The organism is Enterococcus sp. DIV1639a (genome assembly GCF_050530445.1).
GTDB lineage: Bacteria > Bacillota > Bacilli > Lactobacillales > Enterococcaceae > Enterococcus_B > Enterococcus_B hirae.
In genome coordinates, this window is the sequence record NZ_CP172886.1 from 1,690,570 (window position 1) to 1,710,408 (window position 19,839).

Here is a 19,839-nt window from a genome sequence, read left to right on the forward strand (position 1 = left end):
GTTATTTAAATTTTCTATTGTAGTTCCATAATTGTAGTAGAACTCCTGCTAAACCGAGTAACTCAATAAATAAAAAGTGATAGCCAATCGTTCGTTGTCCATAAATAACTAAAGACACACAAAAGAAGAAAAATAGCAGATTCCCAATAATATTTAGTATAGTTTTTGCCGATTCAGTCATCTAGTTCACTCCAAATCATTTCATAAGGTTGTAAAGTCATCTGTTCCACCTGTGCGTTGCTTAAGTAGATGTTCGTTGTTTGAACTTCAGCAGAATTGTTGATCACACAATAACGTTGTACTTCTGGGAATAAAGAGACTTCGCAATAAATGTTTTCTGCATAGCCATTATAAATTTCGTCTTCTTTATTCGCTGCATAATACAAGCAGCGCATGAGTAGTCGAGCATTTTGAAAATCAAATGGTAAACCAGCTAAATAGACACTACGACCTTTTCCAAATTCATGACAAGCTAAATGGACTTCTTCTTCGCTGTATTCTAAAATTTTAGTTTCTTCGGACAATGCATAGACACTCTTGACCGTTTCACCGAATTTGAATGCTGGTATAGACTCTGTAATAAAATGGTTCGATGTGACTTGTTTAAAATATTTATCACTTGAAAGTGACAAGCCTCGTTCTTTCTCTACCCCTAACACATGAGCCAACTGGAAAAAGCGTCCTTGATGTGGATAACTAGCTGGTTCGCCTATTCCGATGAAGCCTCCACCTTGTGCGCCCCATTCTGTAATGATTTGTAGTAATGCCGTTTCGGTCCAAATCTTTCCTCCAGAAAAAGCTGTATCTGTTAAACCAGCGTTGATGATCACATCAATACTCGGATCAATTCCATGATTTAAAATATCCTCAAAGCTGATAAAACTTACATCCACATTCATTCCACTCAAGGATTCTAACACGCCATAATAAGAATAGGCTTCTTTACTGTAAAGCGCATGTGCAACAGTGAAAGCTTGCCATGTTCGTAATTTCCCCCAATGATTTAAAATAGCTACTTTTAACCCAGAATATGGTCGAGTGTGGTTCATCTGTGTATGAATCATTCGAAATTCTTCGGTAATCATCGCTACGGTATCGATGAATTTAGGAAACTTATTTGCTAAACTTAAATATCCGCCATACCCCATGCGTTGAATCGGACTACGCAAGATTGCTCTTCTTGCTTGAACCCAATTAGTCATTGCTTCAATCGATGGATCATTTCCTTCATAAAATGTATCAGGGAAGAAATAAGGTAAAAAACGACCTTCTGTATAATCCACGTGTGGGATATCTGAGATCATCCGTAGTGTCGTACCGTCACCCACACTACCAACCACTGCATCAAGTTTCATTTTTTCTGCTAAAGGTCCATAGGGCTCCGCCCCGATCCATTGATCCCCTAAAAACATCATGGCTTCTTTTCCTGCTTCGTGAACCATTTCTGTTAGTTCTGCCACAAAATCCACGACGAATGCTTGAACCAACGACATATAATCTTTATAACGTTGATTCGGAATACGAAACGAAGAATTATAATATCCTTCATCAACAAAATCCTCAGCTGTGAGGGAATACCCATAGGTTTCTTCAAAGCGAGCAAGCATTTTAGGTGAAACACTTGCACCATAGCCAAACCAATCGACAAACTTCTCTTTTCCTTGATGATTGAATACTAATGAAAATTGATAAAAGAACGTGGTGAACCTGACGACATCAACCTCTGGATTATCTTTAAGCCAACTTTTCATTGTATCTAAAATAAATTGGTGGGAATGAGGCTGAAGTGCATCAAATGGAATCTCGTGTTCCTTATCTCCCCAATCATTGGTTAAATGATTGTACATTTCTACTGGATCCCAAATGATATATGCTAAAAATGAAACGGTATATTCATGCCATGGGGTGGTTTCTTTGATCATCACACGATGCTGTTCTTGATCAATTGTCCATAAACTAGCATCGATCACCTCGCCAGTTGTCCGGTCAATTACTTCCCAATATTTTTTAGGATTATCCCGATAATTAGGAACCAATTGGTCCGGATAGTAAGTTTTCATAAAGGCTATCGTTAAAGAAGTCTCTTTTGATAAGATTCGGTCCGACATTAAATAAATTTGCGGACACTCTTCCATATGTTCTTGTATAAAATCGTTATGTGCGCGGGTAGGAAAATACGCATTATAGATTTTTAAACCACTGTTTTTTATTTATTTGTCTAATTTTGTACCGTCGCTATCACGGATGGCATCAGCCTTCCATTTTTTAGCTACCGCCATTGTTTCATCATAATAATTTTCTTCGCTGGGTAATGTCACTCGTCCCTTTTCCATGTCGTTTTCCTCCTTGTTATTCTTTGGATCCGCCTTGAGCCATTCCTTCGAGCATTTGTTTTTGAATGAAGGCATATAAAATCAAAGCTGGTATCATGACAATGACCATCCCCGCATAAAGCCGACCATAGTTTGCAGCTGCTTTTTGTGCGGTCATCAAATTCAGTAAACCAACTTGCAATGTGCGTTTTTCGCCTGGAATTAATGTCAATGAAATAATATAATCATTCCAGTAGGATAAAAAATTAAATAGGATAACTGTGATTACTGATGGTTTTGCCATCGGGATAAAGATTTTTACCATAATTTGAAAACTTGTCGCACCATCAATCATCGCAGCTTCTTCATAAGTAGCTGAAATGGTTTTGAAATACCCTTGTAGCAGATAAATCGTAAATGGAACCGTCGTTGATGCGTAAGTAAGTGCTAAAATAAAAAGATTGTCAATAAAAAAACCATTAGGTAACCACTCAATCAATGCTCGATCGCCATTGACCAACATTAGAAAAATTGGTACTACAATATAGTTCACATTGATGAATAAACCAGCCATGAAGAAAGTTTGTAAAAACTTCTGTGCTTTAAATTTAAAGCGTGAAATGACATAAGCCGCTGGCAATGAGATCACTAAATTGATTCCTAAGGCGAGAATCGTAACGAAGACAGAATTCAAAAAATAATTTCCCATATTCGCTTCTTGAAACGCATCGATGAAATTTTGGAAATTCAGTCCTTTCGGAAGGGTCCAAGGATTGCTATAAAATTCACTTTTGTCTTTTAAAGAGGCTAAGAACACCCAAACGACTGGAACAAACACCGAAAGTGCAATTAATCCTACTAAAACAATCGTTAAAAATCTTAATATCCTGGTATTTCTATGTTGTTTGCTCATCTCCATGATCGAATTCCTCTCATCTTTAATATTGCAAAACGTCGCGATCTGTAATTTTACTTACAATCAAAGAAAGAATGAATGAAAATAAGAAGATCACAACACCTATCGCCATACCATACCCATAAGAAGAATTAGTATAGGCTTGTTTGTACATATAACTTAATAAAACTTCTGATGAGCCATCGGGACCACCACCAGTCATTGCTTTAACCAATACAAAACTTAAGTTGATCGAGCTGATAATATAAAAAGTCAATGTGTTCCGAACGTTTTGCCAGATCAAAGGGAGAGTAATTTCAAAAAATTGCTTAAAGGGTGGTGCTCCATCTAAAGCAGCCGATTCGTAAAGACTTGTTGGAATACTAGCCATACTTGCTGCATACATGACCATATAATAACCAACGGATTGCCAAACCATTGCTATAGCAATACTGTAGATAATGATTTTCTGGTCTCCTAACCACATCTGTTTCCAATGATCGAGGTGAAAAAGACCTAAAATACTATTGAGTAACCCATGGTTCTGATCATAAATAGCGGAAAAGATCGCTGCAATTACAACGATAGATAAAATATTCGGTATATAAATGATAAATCGATAAATCGACTTGCCTTTAAGCTGATGACCAGACATAATCGTTGCTAATAAAAGAGCGAATGCCATGGTGATCGCAGTAACGATTACTAGTAATAACACGGTATTTTGAAAAGCTCGAATAAAATTGTTGTCTCTCAATAAAATGTTGAAATTATCTAGCCCCACAAATTGTTTGACCGCCGAAAAACCACTCCATTTGAATAAAGACATTTGAAAAATATTAAACGTTGGAATAATCATAAAGACTATATATGCGATCAAAGCAGGCATCACACACAAGGTGACAAAAATCGTATTGTTTCTTTTACGAGAAGGTTTCTTTCGTTCCACTTCCTTTTCCTCCTTTTAATATAGGGTCAGGCATTTTTTACCTGACCCTTGTTTTCCTCGCAAATCAGTCTTTCGCAGCCCGCAATTTTTCACTTGCTTCATTCAATTCACTTTGCCATTGTTTCAATGTTTTATCACCAGAGATGATACTGTTTGCTGAATCAAATAGAATTTCCTTGATGTTCACACCTTCTACTGGTTTTGTACTCGCAAAACCACCAACCAAAGCTTCCACACCCTCTTGTTGATAGATTTCGTAAAATGCTTTAGTTTCTCCTTCAATTTTCTCTTCAATCCCTTTAATTGGTTGGATAGCATTTGATTCTAAGAAAATTTTGGCAGCTTCATCAGAGTAAAGATAGGCCATGAACTGTTTAGCTAAATCTGTATTCTTTCCTTCTTTAGGTACCCAAACGGATTCGACTGATGTTGTCAAGTAACGCTTACCTCCTTCTTCTACTGAAGGTAGTGGCATCAGCCCCCAAGTAAAGCCATCTGCGCGAGGGGCATCTGCCATTTCGCCAACAATCCACGTACCATTTGGCATAAACATATTATTATCATCTAAAATCGATTGTTGATTTTTAGTAAAATCTTGCTCATTTGCATGTCCAACAGTCGCTTTATCAGTATATTGTGTTAATAATTTTTCCGTATATTTTAAAACTTCTGTGGCCTTTTCTGTCTTCCAAATATCTTTTTTATAAGTCATCACATCGTTATAAAAGTCTGTTCCGCCCACACCTGCTAGGATAGAAAAGAAATAAGAATCCATGTAACCTGCGGTTGGATAAGTAAAGAGATTGATGTCTTTCTTCTTAGCTTCATCCCCAAGTTTAAATAATTCCTCAAACGTTGTAGGTACTTCCCAATTGTTTTGACTTAACAAGTTTTGGTCATACACTAATCCAGTAGGAGCGTAATACATTGGCATTAAATAAGTTTGATCGTCCCCATATGGATTGGTATTCAGATTGCCGACAATGCCATCAATCAATTTGTCTTTTACTTTGACGTCTTCAGTAGGTACCGTCATTTCTAATACATCTGTTACATCTTCCAAAGCGTTATCTTTGATCAACGATTCAGTTAATCCCGCTGAACGTCCTTGACCTAATACTACTAAATCTGGAAATTTCCCAGCTTTCATATTGGGTGTGATTTCATCTTCTAAGCTTTTACTGATTGTCAAATTTACCTTTACTCCTGGATTGGCTTTTTCAAATGCCGAAATAACTTCGCTATACATCTCACGACCATAGCCACCTTCTAATGCTGCAATCGTTAATTCTTGATTCGTTTTCCCATTTACTTCTTCCCCATCAACGTTGCTTTTGTTTGATTTTCCACATGCTGTTAAACCTAGTGTTAGTGTACTTAAAAAAATTAGCGAAGTTACCATACCTTTTTTCATTTGTGTTCCCCCCACATTTTTAATATAATTTGATTATAAATGGAATGTAAGCGGTTGTATTTTGTTTTTTTGCTATTATTTTTATAAATATTGTTTTTTTCTTCAATATTTATAAAACCAACAAAGGAGTAGGCTTTCTATGACAGTCCAAAATCTAGACATGATCCAACAAAACAATTTAGAAATTATGTATGTCCATCGTTCAGAACGTAACAATAGCAATTGGCTTCACTTTAAACATGCACATCCTTTTGCTGAATTATTTTATATCACAAGTGGTAAAGGATTATTTATCATTGGTGAGGAAGAAGTCGAAGTGTCCGAAACTGACTTGATTTACATCGCACCGAATTCTGAACATACCGAACTGTCTAAATATGATACGCCAATGGAATACTTTGTCATTGGGTTAAGTGGGTTTACCATAAAAAATAAGACGCACTTCACTCTCCCCTATTTAGTCATTCAAGATACAAAACGTGAATACCCTTTTTATTTTTACAAGTGTTTTGAAGAACATACCCAAAATTATGAACATCATGATCAAATCATCAAAAATCTCATCTCATCGTTTTTACTGATCTTACAACGAGAGAACCAATTAATGATCGCTACTGAAATCCCAGAGATTAATCTTAAGAGTACTGTTCTTATCAAACATTATATCGATGTCAATTTTAAAGAAGATCCCTCGTTAGAAGATTTGGCTAAACAGTTCCATATGAGTAAATATTATTTAAGCCATCAATTCAAAAAAGATTATGGGATTTCACCGATCAAATATTGGAACACTATTCGTTTGGAAAACGTCAAAGAACTATTGCTATCTTCTAATTTTTCCATTGCAGAAATTTCAGAAATGCTTAGTTATACCTCCCAATCCTATTTAACTCAAGTTTTCAAAAAAAGTACGGGTATCAGTCCCGCACAGTATCGGAAAAACCATTGGCGTTGAGCTATGAAAGAAGCATCATTAAAAAACCTACAAATAGCTCAGAAAAATTTTGAAAGATAAGCTTTGTTCTTATACATAATGCCGCTAAAACAATGATTCACTTACTATAGATGCTATTTTTCTATAAAACAATACATAAACTAGCCCCTCGCTCAATCAAGTCAGCGAAGGACTAGTTTTTTAGTAGATTTTTGATTGTAAAGTACCCTTAGTTCAAATCTTTCTTCAATAAATCTACCTGTCTACTATTTTAGGTTTATTTCTTCATTGTCGCTATGCCCATTGTTTGTGGAATTTTTAGGATTTCAATGATTGGCAGAAGCATTAGTGCTCCTAAAACCGCAAAACCTAAGCTATAAGCCAGTGGGATCGACAATTGGATTTCCAATAAATGGATCACCAATGTAATAAATGATACGCCTAACCCTTGAGCTAAAGACTGGACAACTGTATTCAATGTATTGGCGCTATTGCGTTCTTGTGGTGGAATTTCTGATAAACTTAATCCCATAAACGCTGTGAGTGCAAGCGAGCGTCCGATTCCTGAAGCAAAAGCTAGTAACATGATAATCGCTGGAAACGTAGTTGATTCAATGAAAAACAAACAGAAAGAACTACTCAAAATCATGAGGAATGATGCAATCAATGCCCCTTTGTAGTTAAGTGAGCGAATAATCGATGTCGTGAAGGGTTTGATCCCAATATTTCCAATAAAAATGAAAATAACATAACTTCCTGCAACGACTGCTGACCAATGAAAAATATTTTGTAAATAGATCGTCAACAAGTATGGCATCGCTCCGACAGATAACCATAGGATTGCACCACTAGTTTGGCCGATTCTAAAAGAAGTCTTTGATAGGGCTTTTAATGAAAATAAGGGTTGTTCGACTTTATTTAAATGTTGATATGTGAACAAAAGAAATATTATTCCACTCACGATACACACAATTCCTGCTATCTCAAATGAAAGACCGTCTCGTGAAGATAATTCTGCACCGACTACCAGTAAGGTGGATGCCGTTGCCATTTCCAAAAAACCGAGCCAATCAAATTTATTTTTGATCAGGTCATGGTCTGACGGAATCAATGAATATCCTAGGATCAAGATCGACATACCGATTGGCAAATTGATCAAAAAAATCCAATGCCAACTTAAATAGGTAATGATTGCTCCACCCATTATAGGAGCGATCGCAGGTGCGATTAATGCTGGCCAAACAAGATAACTCGTCATTTTTAATAGTTGATCGACTGGCGTTTTTTCAAAAACGATCAATCGTGCAGTAGGTGTCATCAACGCTCCAGAGAAACCTTGTAACATTCGCATTCCTAAAAGAACCCCAAAACTAGGCGCAAGGGCGCTCCCTAATGAACTAATGGTGAATAGGAAAACAGCCAGAAGCCAGATTTTTTTCTTACCAAAATAATTGGCTAACCAGCCACTCATTGGGATAAAAATCGCCACTGTAACTAAATAGGCACTGATTAAAAGTGAGATTTGCGACATACTTGTTGAAAAAGTGGTCGCCATTTTGGGTAAAGCTGTTGTAACGATCGTACCATCTAATATTTCCATAAATAAACTCATTGCCATTACTAAGGCAATTTTGATTTGTTGAGACATGTTCTTCCTCCAAATATCATCCTTAATATATCTTTTAGATATATATATTTTTTGTATAAAAGAGACTGTAACTAATAAAAAGTTACAGTATCGTTGCTTTTTTATGACGTTTTAAAATCGACCTGATGTTAAGAACTGTCACGTTTTGTTCTACACCATGATCATGCTTATTCTTCCACATAAGGCAGTTCTGATAGAAAATCTTCTGCCCACTGGATTGCTAACTGGGCTTTTCCAAGTAATAATTCTAATTTTTTAGTCGCATACCAATGATCAATTTTTTTTACTTCGTCTAATTTTTTTAAATAGCCCTTGATTTCGTCAACCGTGACTTGTTTTTCACGTATGTAGACCATTAACAATTCTTTTTGTTCGTCTAATGAGAGATGTTGCATCGAATCGAGTTTGATTAAATAAATTTCTTCTGTATGAGCGCCACTGGGAACGTCTTGTTTCATTAATTCAAAAAATCGTTGACGTCCTTTATCAGTAATACTGGCAGTCTTTTGTGTACGGCCTTCTTCATTAACAGTAATAGTGATTAAGCCATTTTTTGCCAACTTGTCTAACAATGGGTATAAAACACCAAAACTGACTTTGCGATTTTTGCCTAAAGAAGCCTGCATTGCATTTCTTAAGTGATAACCATTTTGTGGTGATTCCATCAATTCTCCTAGAACAAACAGTTCATTCATCATGTTTCTTCCTCCTTATCTATCTTTTAGATACAAGAATAATATATCTAAAAGATGCATAAGTCAATCACTTTCTTTATTTAAGGTAACTAAGCAAACCCAGTTTGCGATTCACATTCTTTCTGTTCTTAGTTCACCATTAAATAACTATTTTTATATATAATTAATATTAAAAAACATTTATCCAAAACAAAAAATACATAATTAAATAACTTTAATAAAGGAACTCTAAGAACCATTACATGGTATAATGGGAAAAAATTTAGTAGGTGTTAAAATGAGAATGTTAGGAAACTTGATTTGGTTTATTTTTGGAGGCTGTATCGGTGGGATTGGTTGGTTTTTAGCAGGAGTCATTTGGTGTATAACGATCATTGGTATTCCAATCGGGTTACAATGTTTTAAGCTGGCAACTCTTAGCTTTTTCCCATTTGGTAAAGAAGTGATTTATAGCGATAGTGGGACTTCTTTAATTATCAATATCATCTGGTTGATTATCAGTGGACTCCCATTAGCGATTGCCCATGTGATTAGTGGTCTTATACTCTATATTACGATCATTGGTATTCCATTTGGTAAACAGTCGTTTAAATTAGCTAAATTAGCGTTGATGCCTTTTGGTACGAGAATCGTTCTAACCAGATCTTATTATTGATCAGATAGTTAAGAACCTGGTAACAATTTCTAGATCTAAAAAAGCCGAAGAATGTCAAAAAAGAAACAATTTTTGAAATCTTCGGCTTTTTTGTTTGGACAACTTTTAAGAAACACCAGGATCAATTATTGAAGACAACATCAACTATAGATTCACCTCTTTGATCACTGATTGTTCATATTGTTTCGTGCCAGATGATTTGCTGTTGTGCAGCTAATGGTTCTTTAATCATTGTTAAGACTTCCTCTTCAGTCAAAGCATCAGGGTAGTCACTCCAGATAGCAAAATAGGCACCTTGTACTTTTTTCATTTGTTCGTTTGTTAATCGTTGATTTTCAGGAAATTGATCAATCGTCCAGTGGTCTTGAATCTTTTGAGCTGTAGGATATTTATAACTGGCACCTTCTCCTAAAACAAAATAGAAAAATTGATCGTTGACATTGATCAATTGATGGTCACGAGTGAGAAATTCCCCCACAGTCGCCATTGTTGCTTGATGTTTCGTCCAATACGTAATTTGAATAGAAGGTTTTAATTTACTTTTCATGAGCAGTCCTTTTTTATAGACACCATCATTCCAAATTCTAGCTTTTTTACCTAATGTTTCGACATAGTCTGCTAACTCATTGATGTAGTCGATGAAAACATCATACTGACGAGTTGGGTCGTGGTATTCAGCGATTGCTTGTGCTTTTAGTGCCGGATATTTATCCAACTCTGAAAATTCAATGTATTCGTCAGCCCCTAAATGGAAATAATCGGAACGATGAAATAACTCTGCATATTCTTTTATCATCTTTTTGATCATGGCGACCGCATCTTTTTTGGTGATATCAAGGGCTCGATTAGTCGGAAAAATCAAAGAATCTTCGCCTTCTCGCTCCATTTGCCATTGTGGATAGATTGCCAACAACCGTTGCAAATGGCCAGGACTATCAAACTCTGGAATCACAGAGATCCCCTTTTGCTCCGCATAATCAATTAATTTCGTCATTTCCTGTTTCGTCAAAAATTTTTCTGATGTGATTTCTGGAATTGTTTCGCATTCCAGCCGAAATCCTTCATTATCAGAAAAGTGAAGTTGCAAAGCATTCATTTTCAATGAAGCCATGTAGTCTACAAGTTTTTTCAGAAAATCTATTGAATAAAATTTACGTCCAATATCTAAAATCACGCCACGCTCTTTTAAAGAAGGTGCTTTTGTAACAGATATTGGCTTGTTTGATTCATTCATCAAGTAGCATCCACTCCTTATTCTGCCATTAGTTGCCAACAACCAATGCCCTCTATCGTTTTTCCTGGTACTAAAGTTTCTGATCCCATTACCTGATTTTTTTCAGACAGTTCTTGAATGGTAAAGTTTCTATAATCCAATCCTACCTCAGACAGCAATAAAGATGAAGCGTTTTCTTTATAAAAAAAGTAATAATCGCCATTTTTCTGGGTCACATACCAGCCTTCAGGGGAATCAAACGGTACTGCTCTTGTCTCATAGATTCCTTCGCCATATTTTTCCAACCAATCGCCTAGTCTTTCTAAAATCGCTACCGCTTCTGTAGGTAACTCTCCATTTGGTTTCGGTCCGATGCCTAGTAGTAGATTTCCTCCTTTTGCAACGATCTGGACGAATGATAGAATAACTTCTGCTACTTCTTTATATTCATCATTTGGCCAATAGCCCCAATTTTTGGTTAATGGGATATTGCTTTCCCATACTTTGACTGGTGGTTGTTCAGGTATTTTTCTTTCTGGTGTCACATAGTTCTCATAGGCCCCGCCAATGGTTCGATCGACAATCAAGAGATCTGGCTGAGAATGCCTGACTTCACTCGCTATTCTTTCCATATCGAGTTGTTCATTGCCCTGATTCACCCAGCCTCCATCTAACCATAAGATATCAAGTTGGCCATAATTTTGGCTAATTTCAGTGAGTTGATTCGTAACAAACCGATCATATTTCTGCCAGACTTCAGGCAACTCTTTTGGGTCATAATTTGCGTATCGCCCAGTCGCTTCTCTTTCTGGCAACCAATAATAAGAGCTATGCCAATCTGGTTTTGAATAATAAGCACCTGTCGCTAGTCCTTCCTTTCTAAAAGCGGTGACAACTGCCTTAAAAATGTCTGCTTGAGGCGCTTTATGGTAGGGACATGTCGCTGCAGTTACTTTATAATCCGAATACTTTGTATCATACATTGTAAAGCCGTCATGATGTTTTGTTGTAAAAATCATGTAGCGAAAACCAGCTTGTCGGCACAGCTTTGCCCACTTAGTTGGTTCAAACTTATAAGGATTGAAACTATGGATCAACCCCCAATAATCTTCTCGTAATTCGACCATGTTCGTGCGCCAAGGTATTTTTCTTGCCCAGCTGTCTTCTTGTGACAATTGCCAAGACTCTACAATACCGGGAATACTATACAGCCCCCAATGAAAGATCACGCCCAGTTTTTGATCTTGAAACCAATCGAGTTTTTTTTGGATATTAGCGGGTAACTCTTGGTAATGATCTGTTTCGCTTTGATGGTTTTCGACAATGTCTTTTCGCAGCTTACGGTCTTCGTTTTCCTGTTCAACTGCGGATACACCATGTGCTTTTTTCATGATCATCAACCTTTCTAAATAATTGAATACTTTGTTTAAAGGTAACTGTTTCAACTGTCAAATGAACTTCTCTTGGCAATACTTCTTTAAACGTTTCATCTAAATAGTATAACTGTTCTTTTGTTAGGATAATTTCAATCATTCGTTCTTCCAATGGGGTTAGATGTACTTTTTTAAATGCGAGCAATTCTTTTTCTCGTGGGGGAATAAAACCTTGTTGTTTTTTCCCGTAAATTTGAATCGTCTCTGCTCCACTATGATTACCTGTGTTTTTCAATCGACAAGAAACCTTAATCGAATGATCTTGATGATCGGTAAAGAGTACATCGGTCAATTCAAACGATGTATAGCTTAAGCCATAGCCAAAACGATAGATTGGCTTTTTAGGATAATCGGTATACGTTTCTTTAAATTGAGTATTTCGATAGTTATAATAAACGGGTAATTGACCTGAATGCTCGGGAATCGTAAACGCTAATCTACCATTCGGATTTTTTCCAAAAAGAACATTCGCGATCGCTTTTCCTCCGTATTGTCCTGGATAGCCAGCGAAAAGAATCGCTGAAACATATGGTTCAATCGCTGAGATACTATGAGGTCGGCCTTCAATCAAAACGGCAATGACTGGTTTTCCATGTTTTGCTAATTCCTTGACTAGTTTAATTTGGCATTCCGGTAGTTCGATCGAGGCTAGGTCAATGTTTTCTCCACTAGTCATTTCTTGTGATCCCTGTAATGCAGCGCCATTTTTAGCAAAAGCCGTTGAAAAATCTCTGGCACTGGACCCACCTAAAGTCACGACAATGACATCTGCATTTTCAGCTACTTGATTTGCTTCGTCTAGTCCTTGAGGTAGATCAGTTGTGATCTGACAGCCTTGAGCAAAAGCCAATTGGGTAGTTGAATTTGCCGTGTGCTCTTCGATCCCCTGCAATAGATTGCAACATGATGCTATTTTTTTAAAAGGCGTGTAATCACCTAATAGATGATAGATATTATTCGCAAGAGGTCCTACAACTCCAATTTGATTTAATTTCTCTTTTTTCAAAGGTAATATATTGTCATTTTTCAACAATACTAGACTGTCTTCTGCCAAAGCTGTACACAACGTTTCTTTTTGTGCCGAAGTAAAAGAAACTTTCGGTGAACTTTGGCTAGAGAAAAGACCTAATTCGCTTTTCAACTCAAGAATTCTTAAAACAGAACGATCAATCACTTCTTCACTTACCAGCCCAATAGCCACTGCTTGTTCTAGATAAGGAAACACCTCGTCCCATAAGCTAAGATCAACTCCACTAGAGATGGCTTTGGCTGCAGCCATTGATGGATCGCCACAAGTTTCTGCCACTCGATCTAATGCACAACCATCGGCCATGACGATTCCAGAAAACCCGTATTCTTCTCGTAAAATTTCTTGTAACAAATGGGGATTCGTGTGACAAAATACCCCATCAATATCGTTATACGCTGCCATACAGCCTTTTGCGCCAGCTTTAATTCCTGCTCGAATAGCGGGTAAATGGATTTCCCTTAACTCACGCTCTCCGATTGCCACTGGACCAGAATTATGTCCTCCCATGACGTTTCCTTGACCAGCCAAATGTTTTAACACAGCTTTAATTTTTTGTTCTTTTTGTAAACCAGTTACAGCTGCTTGGGTAAAGGCCGCTGTTAGATACGGATCTTCACTAAAACATTCTTCTGTTCTGCCCCAGCGTGGATCTCTTAATAGATCTAAAGTCGAAATCAGTCCAAGATGAGCTCCTTTTTCTTGTAACTCAGCAGCCACGACTTCCTGCAATTGTTGATAAAGTTCGGGATTCCAACTACATCCCACTGAAAAATTCGTTGGCAGTGTGGTGGCTTCTAAGGCTTGATGCCCATGGGGACATTCTTCGGATAATAAGACCGGGATTTTTAAACGGGTTTCTTTTTTCATGTATTGTTGAATCATTTGACTGACTTCTTGTGCCTCACTGGTTGTTAAACCAGTCAGCTCATTTCTTTCAGACCAAGGATCGGCACGAAATACCCCATAAATGACACCGACTGTGCCATATTTTTTCACTTCATTTTTGAAATAGTCCGTCAAAAAAAGCTTTCCATCTTTTTTTTCGTAGACTTGCCAGCCATACAATCGTTGATTCAATTGTCCAACTTTTTCTTTTAGTGTCATTTTTTGCAACAATTTTTGCAAATCACCCATCGTTCTGCTCCTTTAATTGGATTTTGAAGGTATGGATCTCGTAAGGTTTGAACACCACTGTTACCTCATGCTCACTGTCTAAAGCGACTGTTTCAATTGGATTTTCTAATAGATCGCAAATCTGTACATGTTGAATTGGCTGAGAAAATTTTAAGACCGTTGTTGTTTGGCGATTTTCAAATTCATAAGCTCGTAAAATGATGGACTCATCTTTTTCAGCTTTCTTTAAGGTTTCCATACAAATGTTTCGTTCTTGACAGGTCACCCACGAACCTTCTGGTAAAGTTTTCTGTTCTTGACGAACAGCCAAACAAGGGATATTTAATTGACGAGCTTCTTCTTGGGTCTTCGCTTCCTTCCACGTTTGAGCATGGCAATAAAGCGAGTAGGTGAACTGATGATTTCCTTGATCTGCTGTTTCATAAGGATCTGTGGCGGATTTGATCAATGAGACTCCTAAATGTTGGTATTGAGCATCAAAGCCATACTTTGAATCTGTCAATAATGAAATCCCATAGCCATCATCGGATAGATCGACCCATTTATGTCCACATACTTCAAACTTTGCTTTGTCCCACGAAGTATTTTTATGCGCCGGTCGTTGTAGATTGCCAAACTGGATATCATAAGTTGCTTGATAGGCATTGACAGGCACTGGAAACTCTGCTCGAAGGAGACTATGATTTTGCTGCCAATCAACCTTCGTTTCAAAATCGATTCGTGCTTTTCCGTGAATCAAATGGATGTATTGCGTAATAGTCGAATCATAAAACTTTCTAACGATTTTCAATGTATCCCGAATCGGACCTTGATCAACAATCAATGCTTCTTGAATATCGGTAATGATTGTTGGTTTATTTTTATAGTAAAAATCAATGTCCCATGCATCATAATTTAAAGGCAGATCTTCGTAAACCAGTAGTTCGTTCACTGCTTTCTTACCAGCGATTTCTCGTTGGTTCTTTTTATCGAATGCACTGATCATACGATAGTGTTCGTCGAATAAAAGACTAAAGTCTTGTGTCTCGTATTGTTTAGTTAAAGGAGTGGTTTCCGTTTTAGTCGTGACTTCACGATCTGATTTTACAATAGTGTAATAACTCCCACCGAGAGCAGGTAAATGATCGAATCGTCCTAAGAATTGTCCATCATACGTTTTTTGGCTGACAATCGACTGACCTTGATGTTCCAGACATTCTCCTGATTCCAGTGGTAATGGAACGATGACTTGTTCACTTACTCCGCTAGGGTTGAACAGATAAAGAAACTGTCCTGCATCGTGACTTGGCAACACTGTGTCAATTAATTGGTTCATTTCAGTGAAAAGTTCGTGATAATCAATATCTGTCTGATCATAAACTTCTTTGATTCCGCTTCCTGGAAGAATATCATGGAATTGATTTAACAATAATTGTTTCCATGATTTTTCCAACATTTCAGCTGGATATTTTTCTCGGGCAAAGATACTATATAATTTTTCAACTGTCTGTAATAACGTTTCACCAAATCGATTGTTGCGCTTGTTTTTCCCGATTGAGGTGTATGTTCCTCGATGGTATTCAAAATACAGTTCTCCGAGCCACTCTTTTTCCTGATGCTTGACCATTTTTTTGGAGAGTTCTTCAAAAAAATCAATCGCTGTGCTTTCAATGACTTGGGGCATACTTGGCAAACCTTTTTTCATGCGTTTCAACGTTTCCAACATGTCTCGTGTTGGTCCTCCGCCACCGTCTCCATAACCGTAAGCGATCAGAATACTGTCATTGACATCCTTATCTAAGTAGCGTTCCCAACTTCCTTTCACCGTATAAGGATCGAGTAGTCCATTGTAAGTCGTATAATAAGGTGTCGGGCTATAACCGTCACTGATTGTCGTAATAAAATGAGTTAGCGCTCGGCTACCATCGATTCCTTGCCAAAAAAAGCTGTCATAAGGGATCTGATTGAATTGATTCCAAGAAAGTTTTGTTGTCATGAAATAGGGCGTGTTTGTTTTTTTCAAAATTTGCGGTAAAGCTGCAGAATAACCAAAAACATCTGGTAACCACAAAATTTGACTTTCTTGACCAAACTCTTCGCGTATAAATTGTTTCCCATAAAGAAATTGACGGACCAATGATTCACCTGAAGCAAGATTACAATCTGCTTCTACCCACATAGCCCCTTCTGGAATCCACTTGCCTGCAACAATTTTTTCTTTGATTTTCTCATATAGTTGCGGATAGGTATCTTTGATCAATTGATACATTTGTGGTTGACTCTGAATGAAAGTCAGTTCATCATATTCCTCCATTAATTTCAATACAGTCGAAAAACTACGTTCTCCCTTTTCAACCGCCTGCATCACTGTCCATAACCAAGCCAAATCGATATGTGTATGACCAACAACCAAGGCACGAGGAGCATTTTTTACTAAGCCTGTTTGATAAAATGCACGTTCTAAGTGTTCTTTTGCTTTCATTAATCCTTGATAATATTCTGAGCTATAAGGTTTATAAAAATTCAATTGATCAACTACTTGTCCTAATTCTCTTTCATAATAGATATAATTCGAGTCATGCTCGTTTAGCGATCGCCAACTATCCAATATCACGAACAAATCGTAATAGAGTTCATAAGTCAAAGGATCGATCAACCTTAGCTCAACCGTCAAAGGATATTTTTTTTCCTCCCGACCTGAAAAAACCTCGATTTGCAATGGAATCCGATCTCTTGAAGCATATTCTTTGGGTAACCGCAAAGTCGTATGGTTAACATCTAATCCTTGGATCAGCTGATCATCAAAATACACTTTTATTTGTGGGTTTGTCGTTGAATCCCATTCAGTTAGTGAAGAAAAGATTGCTAAATCGACTGTTTGATTTTGAAATTCATTTGGTAAACAGAGTTCTCCTGCAATTGTATAGTACTGATTTTTTTCGCCAAAATAAGCACCTCTTTCAAATTCTTTTGTCCCCGTTTCAGAATGAAAAACTAAATTCTCAACAGGTATCGCAGTTTTGATCATGTTCTTTTTTAACTCTATGATGATTCGTTGCACACGTTCAAATTCTAGTAATTTTTTCACACTATTCCTCTTTTCTAGTGAAAAGCCAGGAAACAACTAAAAAAATTGAGCTCCTGGCTTGTACTATCTGTATTATTTTTGTTCTTTTTTCCAACTATCATATTGTGTTTGCATTTCCGTGATAATTTCATCTAGTCCAGCCGCATTCATTTTTTTCTTCATATTATTCAAATTCTCTTGTGTTTCAACTGAGCCAGTGTTGATCAATGCTTTAAATTCTTCTTGTACGTTATTCAAAGCAGCAAGTTGCGTTGTCACAGCTTTCGTGTCAAAGTTGAATCCAAGTGCTGGGGATGCTTCTGCTTGCTCATTATAAGATTTCAACACTTCCCATTCGTCTGTTGGTGCACCTTCTTGGTGATAAAGATTGAAGTAATTCCCAAACATATAAAATGGCATCGTATAATTGCTATGAGCATCTAACCATTTGATTGTCTTCTCCCCAGTTTTTTCATAATGTGTTCCTTCAATACCATAGGATAAGAGATTCATCAATTTTTCGTCGGTATTTACAGCTTCTAATAGCTTCATCGCTTCTTTTGGATGTTTCGAGTTCGCACTGATCACCGTACCGCCACCCATTGCTGAAGCATTCGTCACAATTGAATCTACCATAGGCGTTACCACTACATCTTTTTTCACTTGGTCTTTGACTGTTGCTGTATCAAGTGGTCCCATCACGGTTGAAGTAACAAACCATTCTTTCCCAACAATATCGGTTTGTTTTGCCAGTGCTGCATCTTTATTGACATAGCCTTTTTTCATAAAATCTCTCACTTTTTCAACCCGTTCAACGTATGGTTTCTCAAAATAATAATTGACGATCTTCCCTTCATCTCCTTCAAGGTTGATCCCAACGGATGTTGATAATTCATCGAATTTATAAGGGTTTCGGTAACCTTCAGACATGTACCAAGGATTGATTCCTTCTTTTTCCTTGATCGTTTTGAGCCATGGTTCAAGTTCATCATAGGTTTTGATTGATTCGTACGGAACATCATATTTATCAACTAGTTCTTTATTAAAGACAAAATATTCCGTAGCAGCGATTTCTTTTTGCGCTGGTACCCCATATATCTTTCCATCAATGGTGGAACCTTTCCAAAAATTCTCGTAGATTTCAGCTTTTAATCCTTGGTTTTCATTATCAAGTAATTCTGTGATATCGTACAATGCGCCCTTTCGAGCATTGGTTAAATAATTAAATCCTCCTAGCCAAGAAGCAGTAAATGCGAGATCAAAGCTTTCACCGGCATTGACCAGTGCGCTCATCTTTTGGTCATATTCACCCCAGTCAATTTGATTAAGAGACACTGTGACATTATATTTGTCCTTTGTATACTTATTGACCGCCTCATTCACTTTTGCCACATCTTTTTGTGGAATACCCGTTATGTACCAAGTAAGATCCACCGTACCAGACTCACTCGCATTACTGGTTTTGTTACTTGAACATCCTGTTAAAAGACCTCCTGCTAATAATGCAGCTCCTAGCAATACAAATTTTTTCATTATTTTTCCTCCTATACTATTCTTTCACTGCGCCAACAGTTAAACCACCAATAAAATATTTTTGAAAAAAAGGATATGCAATCAAGATCGGTAAAGTAGCTACTACTACCACCGCCATTTTGATCGTTTCAGTGGGTAAAGCACCGGTTTGGGTCATCCCCATTTTTCCAGCATTGTTTGCAATAAATTCAATATTATTCTCCATTTTCATCAACAAATACTGTAACGGTACCAATTGATTATTATCGGTATAAAGTAATGCTGAAAACCAATCATTCCAATAGCCTAAGGTTAAAAATAAGGCAATGGTTGCGATACCTGGTAATGATAACGGAAGTACGATTTTAAAATAAATCAACCACTCACTGGCACCATCGATATATGCTGATTCAATCAATGCTTCTGGGACAGACATTTGATAAAACGTTTTCAAAACCATGATTGAAAACGTGGACATACACAAAGGTAAAATCAATGCCCAGATAGAGTTCCTCAACCCTAAAACATTCACAACCACAATGTAATTACCAATCATCCCACCGCTAAACAACATGGGTATCAAAGAATACCTTGATAAAAACCCTCGATAAGCGTAAGTCTTTCGAGAAAGGGTATACGCAAATGTCGACATTAAAAACACACCGATGACGGTCCCAATGATCGTAATGAAAATCGTTGTACCGAAAGCGGAAAAAATCGCTCCTTCTTCAAAAATTGCTTGAAACGCTGCTAGGCTCCATTTTTCAGGTAGCAGTCGGTACCCGTTTCGTTGGATCGATTCTGAATCAGTAAAGGCGATAATACAAACTAAAATAAAAGGAACAGCAGTTAAAAAGGTCAATATCCCTAAACCCAGACTAATCAAAAGGTTATTTTTTTTACTGATTCGTCCAAATCGGTTCAAAGATTCACCTAGTGTTTTTTTTGCTTCCACTCTTTTTTCCTCCC

General features: G+C 37.1%; 14 protein-coding genes and 1 pseudogene. 2 read left to right on the forward strand and 13 right to left on the reverse strand.

What is annotated here, in order from left to right; genetic code table 11:
* Position 1 precedes the first annotated feature (1 nt).
* The 5 genes and pseudogenes from IGJ32_RS07565 to IGJ32_RS07585 form a co-directional block, all read right to left on the reverse strand.
* Entirely contained in the window at positions 2-181 is a 180-nt protein-coding gene (locus IGJ32_RS07565) for a DUF6903 family protein (RefSeq protein WP_094940596.1), read from the reverse strand.
* Positions 174-2,408: pseudogene (gnpA, locus tag IGJ32_RS07570) on the reverse strand (1,3-beta-galactosyl-N-acetylhexosamine phosphorylase). The gene IGJ32_RS07565 and the pseudogene gnpA overlap by 8 nt, the downstream one beginning before the upstream one ends.
* Entirely contained in the window at positions 2,350-3,231 is an 882-nt protein-coding gene (locus IGJ32_RS07575) for a carbohydrate ABC transporter permease (protein ID WP_240274101.1), read from the reverse strand. The pseudogene gnpA and the gene IGJ32_RS07575 overlap by 59 nt, the downstream one beginning before the upstream one ends.
* A gap of 19 nt (positions 3,232-3,250) precedes the next feature.
* Positions 3,251-4,156 (reverse strand): carbohydrate ABC transporter permease, encoded by a 906-nt coding sequence (locus IGJ32_RS07580; RefSeq protein ID WP_240274102.1) that lies wholly within the window; start codon positions 4,154-4,156, stop codon positions 3,251-3,253.
* A 64-nt stretch (positions 4,157-4,220) separates the two neighbouring features.
* Positions 4,221-5,570 carry a carbohydrate ABC transporter substrate-binding protein gene (locus IGJ32_RS07585; RefSeq protein WP_342081992.1) on the reverse strand — a complete coding sequence of 450 codons (1,350 nt, stop codon included), beginning with the start codon at positions 5,568-5,570 and terminating at the stop codon, positions 4,221-4,223.
* A gap of 139 nt (positions 5,571-5,709) precedes the next feature.
* Between IGJ32_RS07585 and IGJ32_RS07590 the strand changes: the two genes are divergently transcribed.
* Positions 5,710-6,525, forward strand: a complete 816-nt coding sequence (locus tag IGJ32_RS07590; RefSeq protein WP_342081993.1) for a helix-turn-helix transcriptional regulator — start codon at positions 5,710-5,712, stop codon at positions 6,523-6,525.
* A gap of 256 nt (positions 6,526-6,781) precedes the next feature.
* Here the strand turns inward: IGJ32_RS07590 and IGJ32_RS07595 are convergent, their stop codons facing one another.
* Positions 6,782-8,152, reverse strand: coding sequence for an MFS transporter (locus tag IGJ32_RS07595; RefSeq protein ID WP_081127441.1), 1,371 nt, complete (start codon positions 8,150-8,152; stop codon positions 6,782-6,784).
* A 167-nt stretch (positions 8,153-8,319) separates the two neighbouring features.
* Positions 8,320-8,850 carry a PadR family transcriptional regulator gene (locus IGJ32_RS07600; RefSeq protein ID WP_128427583.1) on the reverse strand — a complete coding sequence of 177 codons (531 nt, stop codon included), beginning with the start codon at positions 8,848-8,850 and terminating at the stop codon, positions 8,320-8,322.
* A gap of 274 nt (positions 8,851-9,124) precedes the next feature.
* Here IGJ32_RS07600 and IGJ32_RS07605 point away from each other — a divergent pair, with 274 nt between their 5' ends.
* Positions 9,125-9,502, forward strand: a complete 378-nt coding sequence (locus IGJ32_RS07605) for a YccF domain-containing protein (RefSeq protein ID WP_010718913.1) — start codon at positions 9,125-9,127, stop codon at positions 9,500-9,502.
* Between the two features lie 175 nt (positions 9,503-9,677).
* Here IGJ32_RS07605 and IGJ32_RS07610 read toward each other — a convergent pair whose 3' ends face one another.
* The 6 genes from IGJ32_RS07610 to IGJ32_RS07635 all read right to left on the reverse strand — a co-directional run bounded on the left by IGJ32_RS07610 (position 9,678) and on the right by IGJ32_RS07635 (position 19,825).
* Complete coding sequence (locus tag IGJ32_RS07610) at positions 9,678-10,736, reverse strand: family 20 glycosylhydrolase (RefSeq protein ID WP_232088581.1); 1,059 nt, start codon at positions 10,734-10,736, stop codon at positions 9,678-9,680.
* A 17-nt stretch (positions 10,737-10,753) separates the two neighbouring features.
* Positions 10,754-12,106 (reverse strand): alpha-L-fucosidase, encoded by a 1,353-nt coding sequence (locus IGJ32_RS07615; RefSeq protein ID WP_010718911.1) that lies wholly within the window; start codon positions 12,104-12,106, stop codon positions 10,754-10,756.
* On the reverse strand, positions 12,075-14,312 hold the full coding sequence (locus IGJ32_RS07620; RefSeq protein WP_081127438.1) for a glycoside hydrolase family 3 N-terminal domain-containing protein: 2,238 nt from the start codon (positions 14,310-14,312) through the stop codon (positions 12,075-12,077). Before IGJ32_RS07620 ends, IGJ32_RS07615 begins: the two co-directional genes overlap by 32 nt.
* Complete coding sequence (locus IGJ32_RS07625) at positions 14,305-17,379, reverse strand: alpha-mannosidase (protein WP_342081995.1); 3,075 nt, start codon at positions 17,377-17,379, stop codon at positions 14,305-14,307. The genes IGJ32_RS07620 and IGJ32_RS07625 overlap by 8 nt, the downstream gene beginning before the upstream one ends.
* Before the next feature lie 72 nt (positions 17,380-17,451).
* Positions 17,452-18,891: an ABC transporter substrate-binding protein gene (locus IGJ32_RS07630; protein WP_034866998.1), complete on the reverse strand. Its 1,440-nt coding sequence runs from the start codon at positions 18,889-18,891 to the stop codon at positions 17,452-17,454.
* Positions 18,892-18,907: 16 nt separating this feature from the next.
* Entirely contained in the window at positions 18,908-19,825 is a 918-nt protein-coding gene (locus IGJ32_RS07635) for a carbohydrate ABC transporter permease (RefSeq protein ID WP_010737756.1), read from the reverse strand.
* Positions 19,826-19,839: the final 14 nt, after the last annotated feature.

What these genes read in the sequence shown, in the direction of transcription:
- IGJ32_RS07565 (WP_094940596.1), bottom strand. Translation starts at nt 181, where the DNA reads ATGACTGAATCGGCAAAAACTATACTAAATATTATTGGGAATCTGCTA.
- IGJ32_RS07575 (WP_240274101.1), bottom strand. Translation starts at nt 3,231, where the DNA reads ATGGAGATGAGCAAACAACATAGAAATACCAGGATATTAAGATTTTTA.
- IGJ32_RS07585 (WP_342081992.1), bottom strand. Translation starts at nt 5,570, where the DNA reads ATGAAAAAAGGTATGGTAACTTCGCTAATTTTTTTAAGTACACTAACA.
- IGJ32_RS07590 (WP_342081993.1), top strand. Translation starts at nt 5,710, where the DNA reads ATGACAGTCCAAAATCTAGACATGATCCAACAAAACAATTTAGAAATT.
- IGJ32_RS07595 (WP_081127441.1), bottom strand. Translation starts at nt 8,152, where the DNA reads ATGTCTCAACAAATCAAAATTGCCTTAGTAATGGCAATGAGTTTATTT.
- IGJ32_RS07600 (WP_128427583.1), bottom strand. Translation starts at nt 8,850, where the DNA reads ATGATGAATGAACTGTTTGTTCTAGGAGAATTGATGGAATCACCACAA.
- IGJ32_RS07605 (WP_010718913.1), top strand. Translation starts at nt 9,125, where the DNA reads ATGAGAATGTTAGGAAACTTGATTTGGTTTATTTTTGGAGGCTGTATC.
- IGJ32_RS07610 (WP_232088581.1), bottom strand. Translation starts at nt 10,736, where the DNA reads ATGAATGAATCAAACAAGCCAATATCTGTTACAAAAGCACCTTCTTTA.
- IGJ32_RS07615 (WP_010718911.1), bottom strand. Translation starts at nt 12,106, where the DNA reads ATGAAAAAAGCACATGGTGTATCCGCAGTTGAACAGGAAAACGAAGAC.
- IGJ32_RS07620 (WP_081127438.1), bottom strand. Translation starts at nt 14,312, where the DNA reads ATGGGTGATTTGCAAAAATTGTTGCAAAAAATGACACTAAAAGAAAAA.
- IGJ32_RS07630 (WP_034866998.1), bottom strand. Translation starts at nt 18,891, where the DNA reads ATGAAAAAATTTGTATTGCTAGGAGCTGCATTATTAGCAGGAGGTCTT.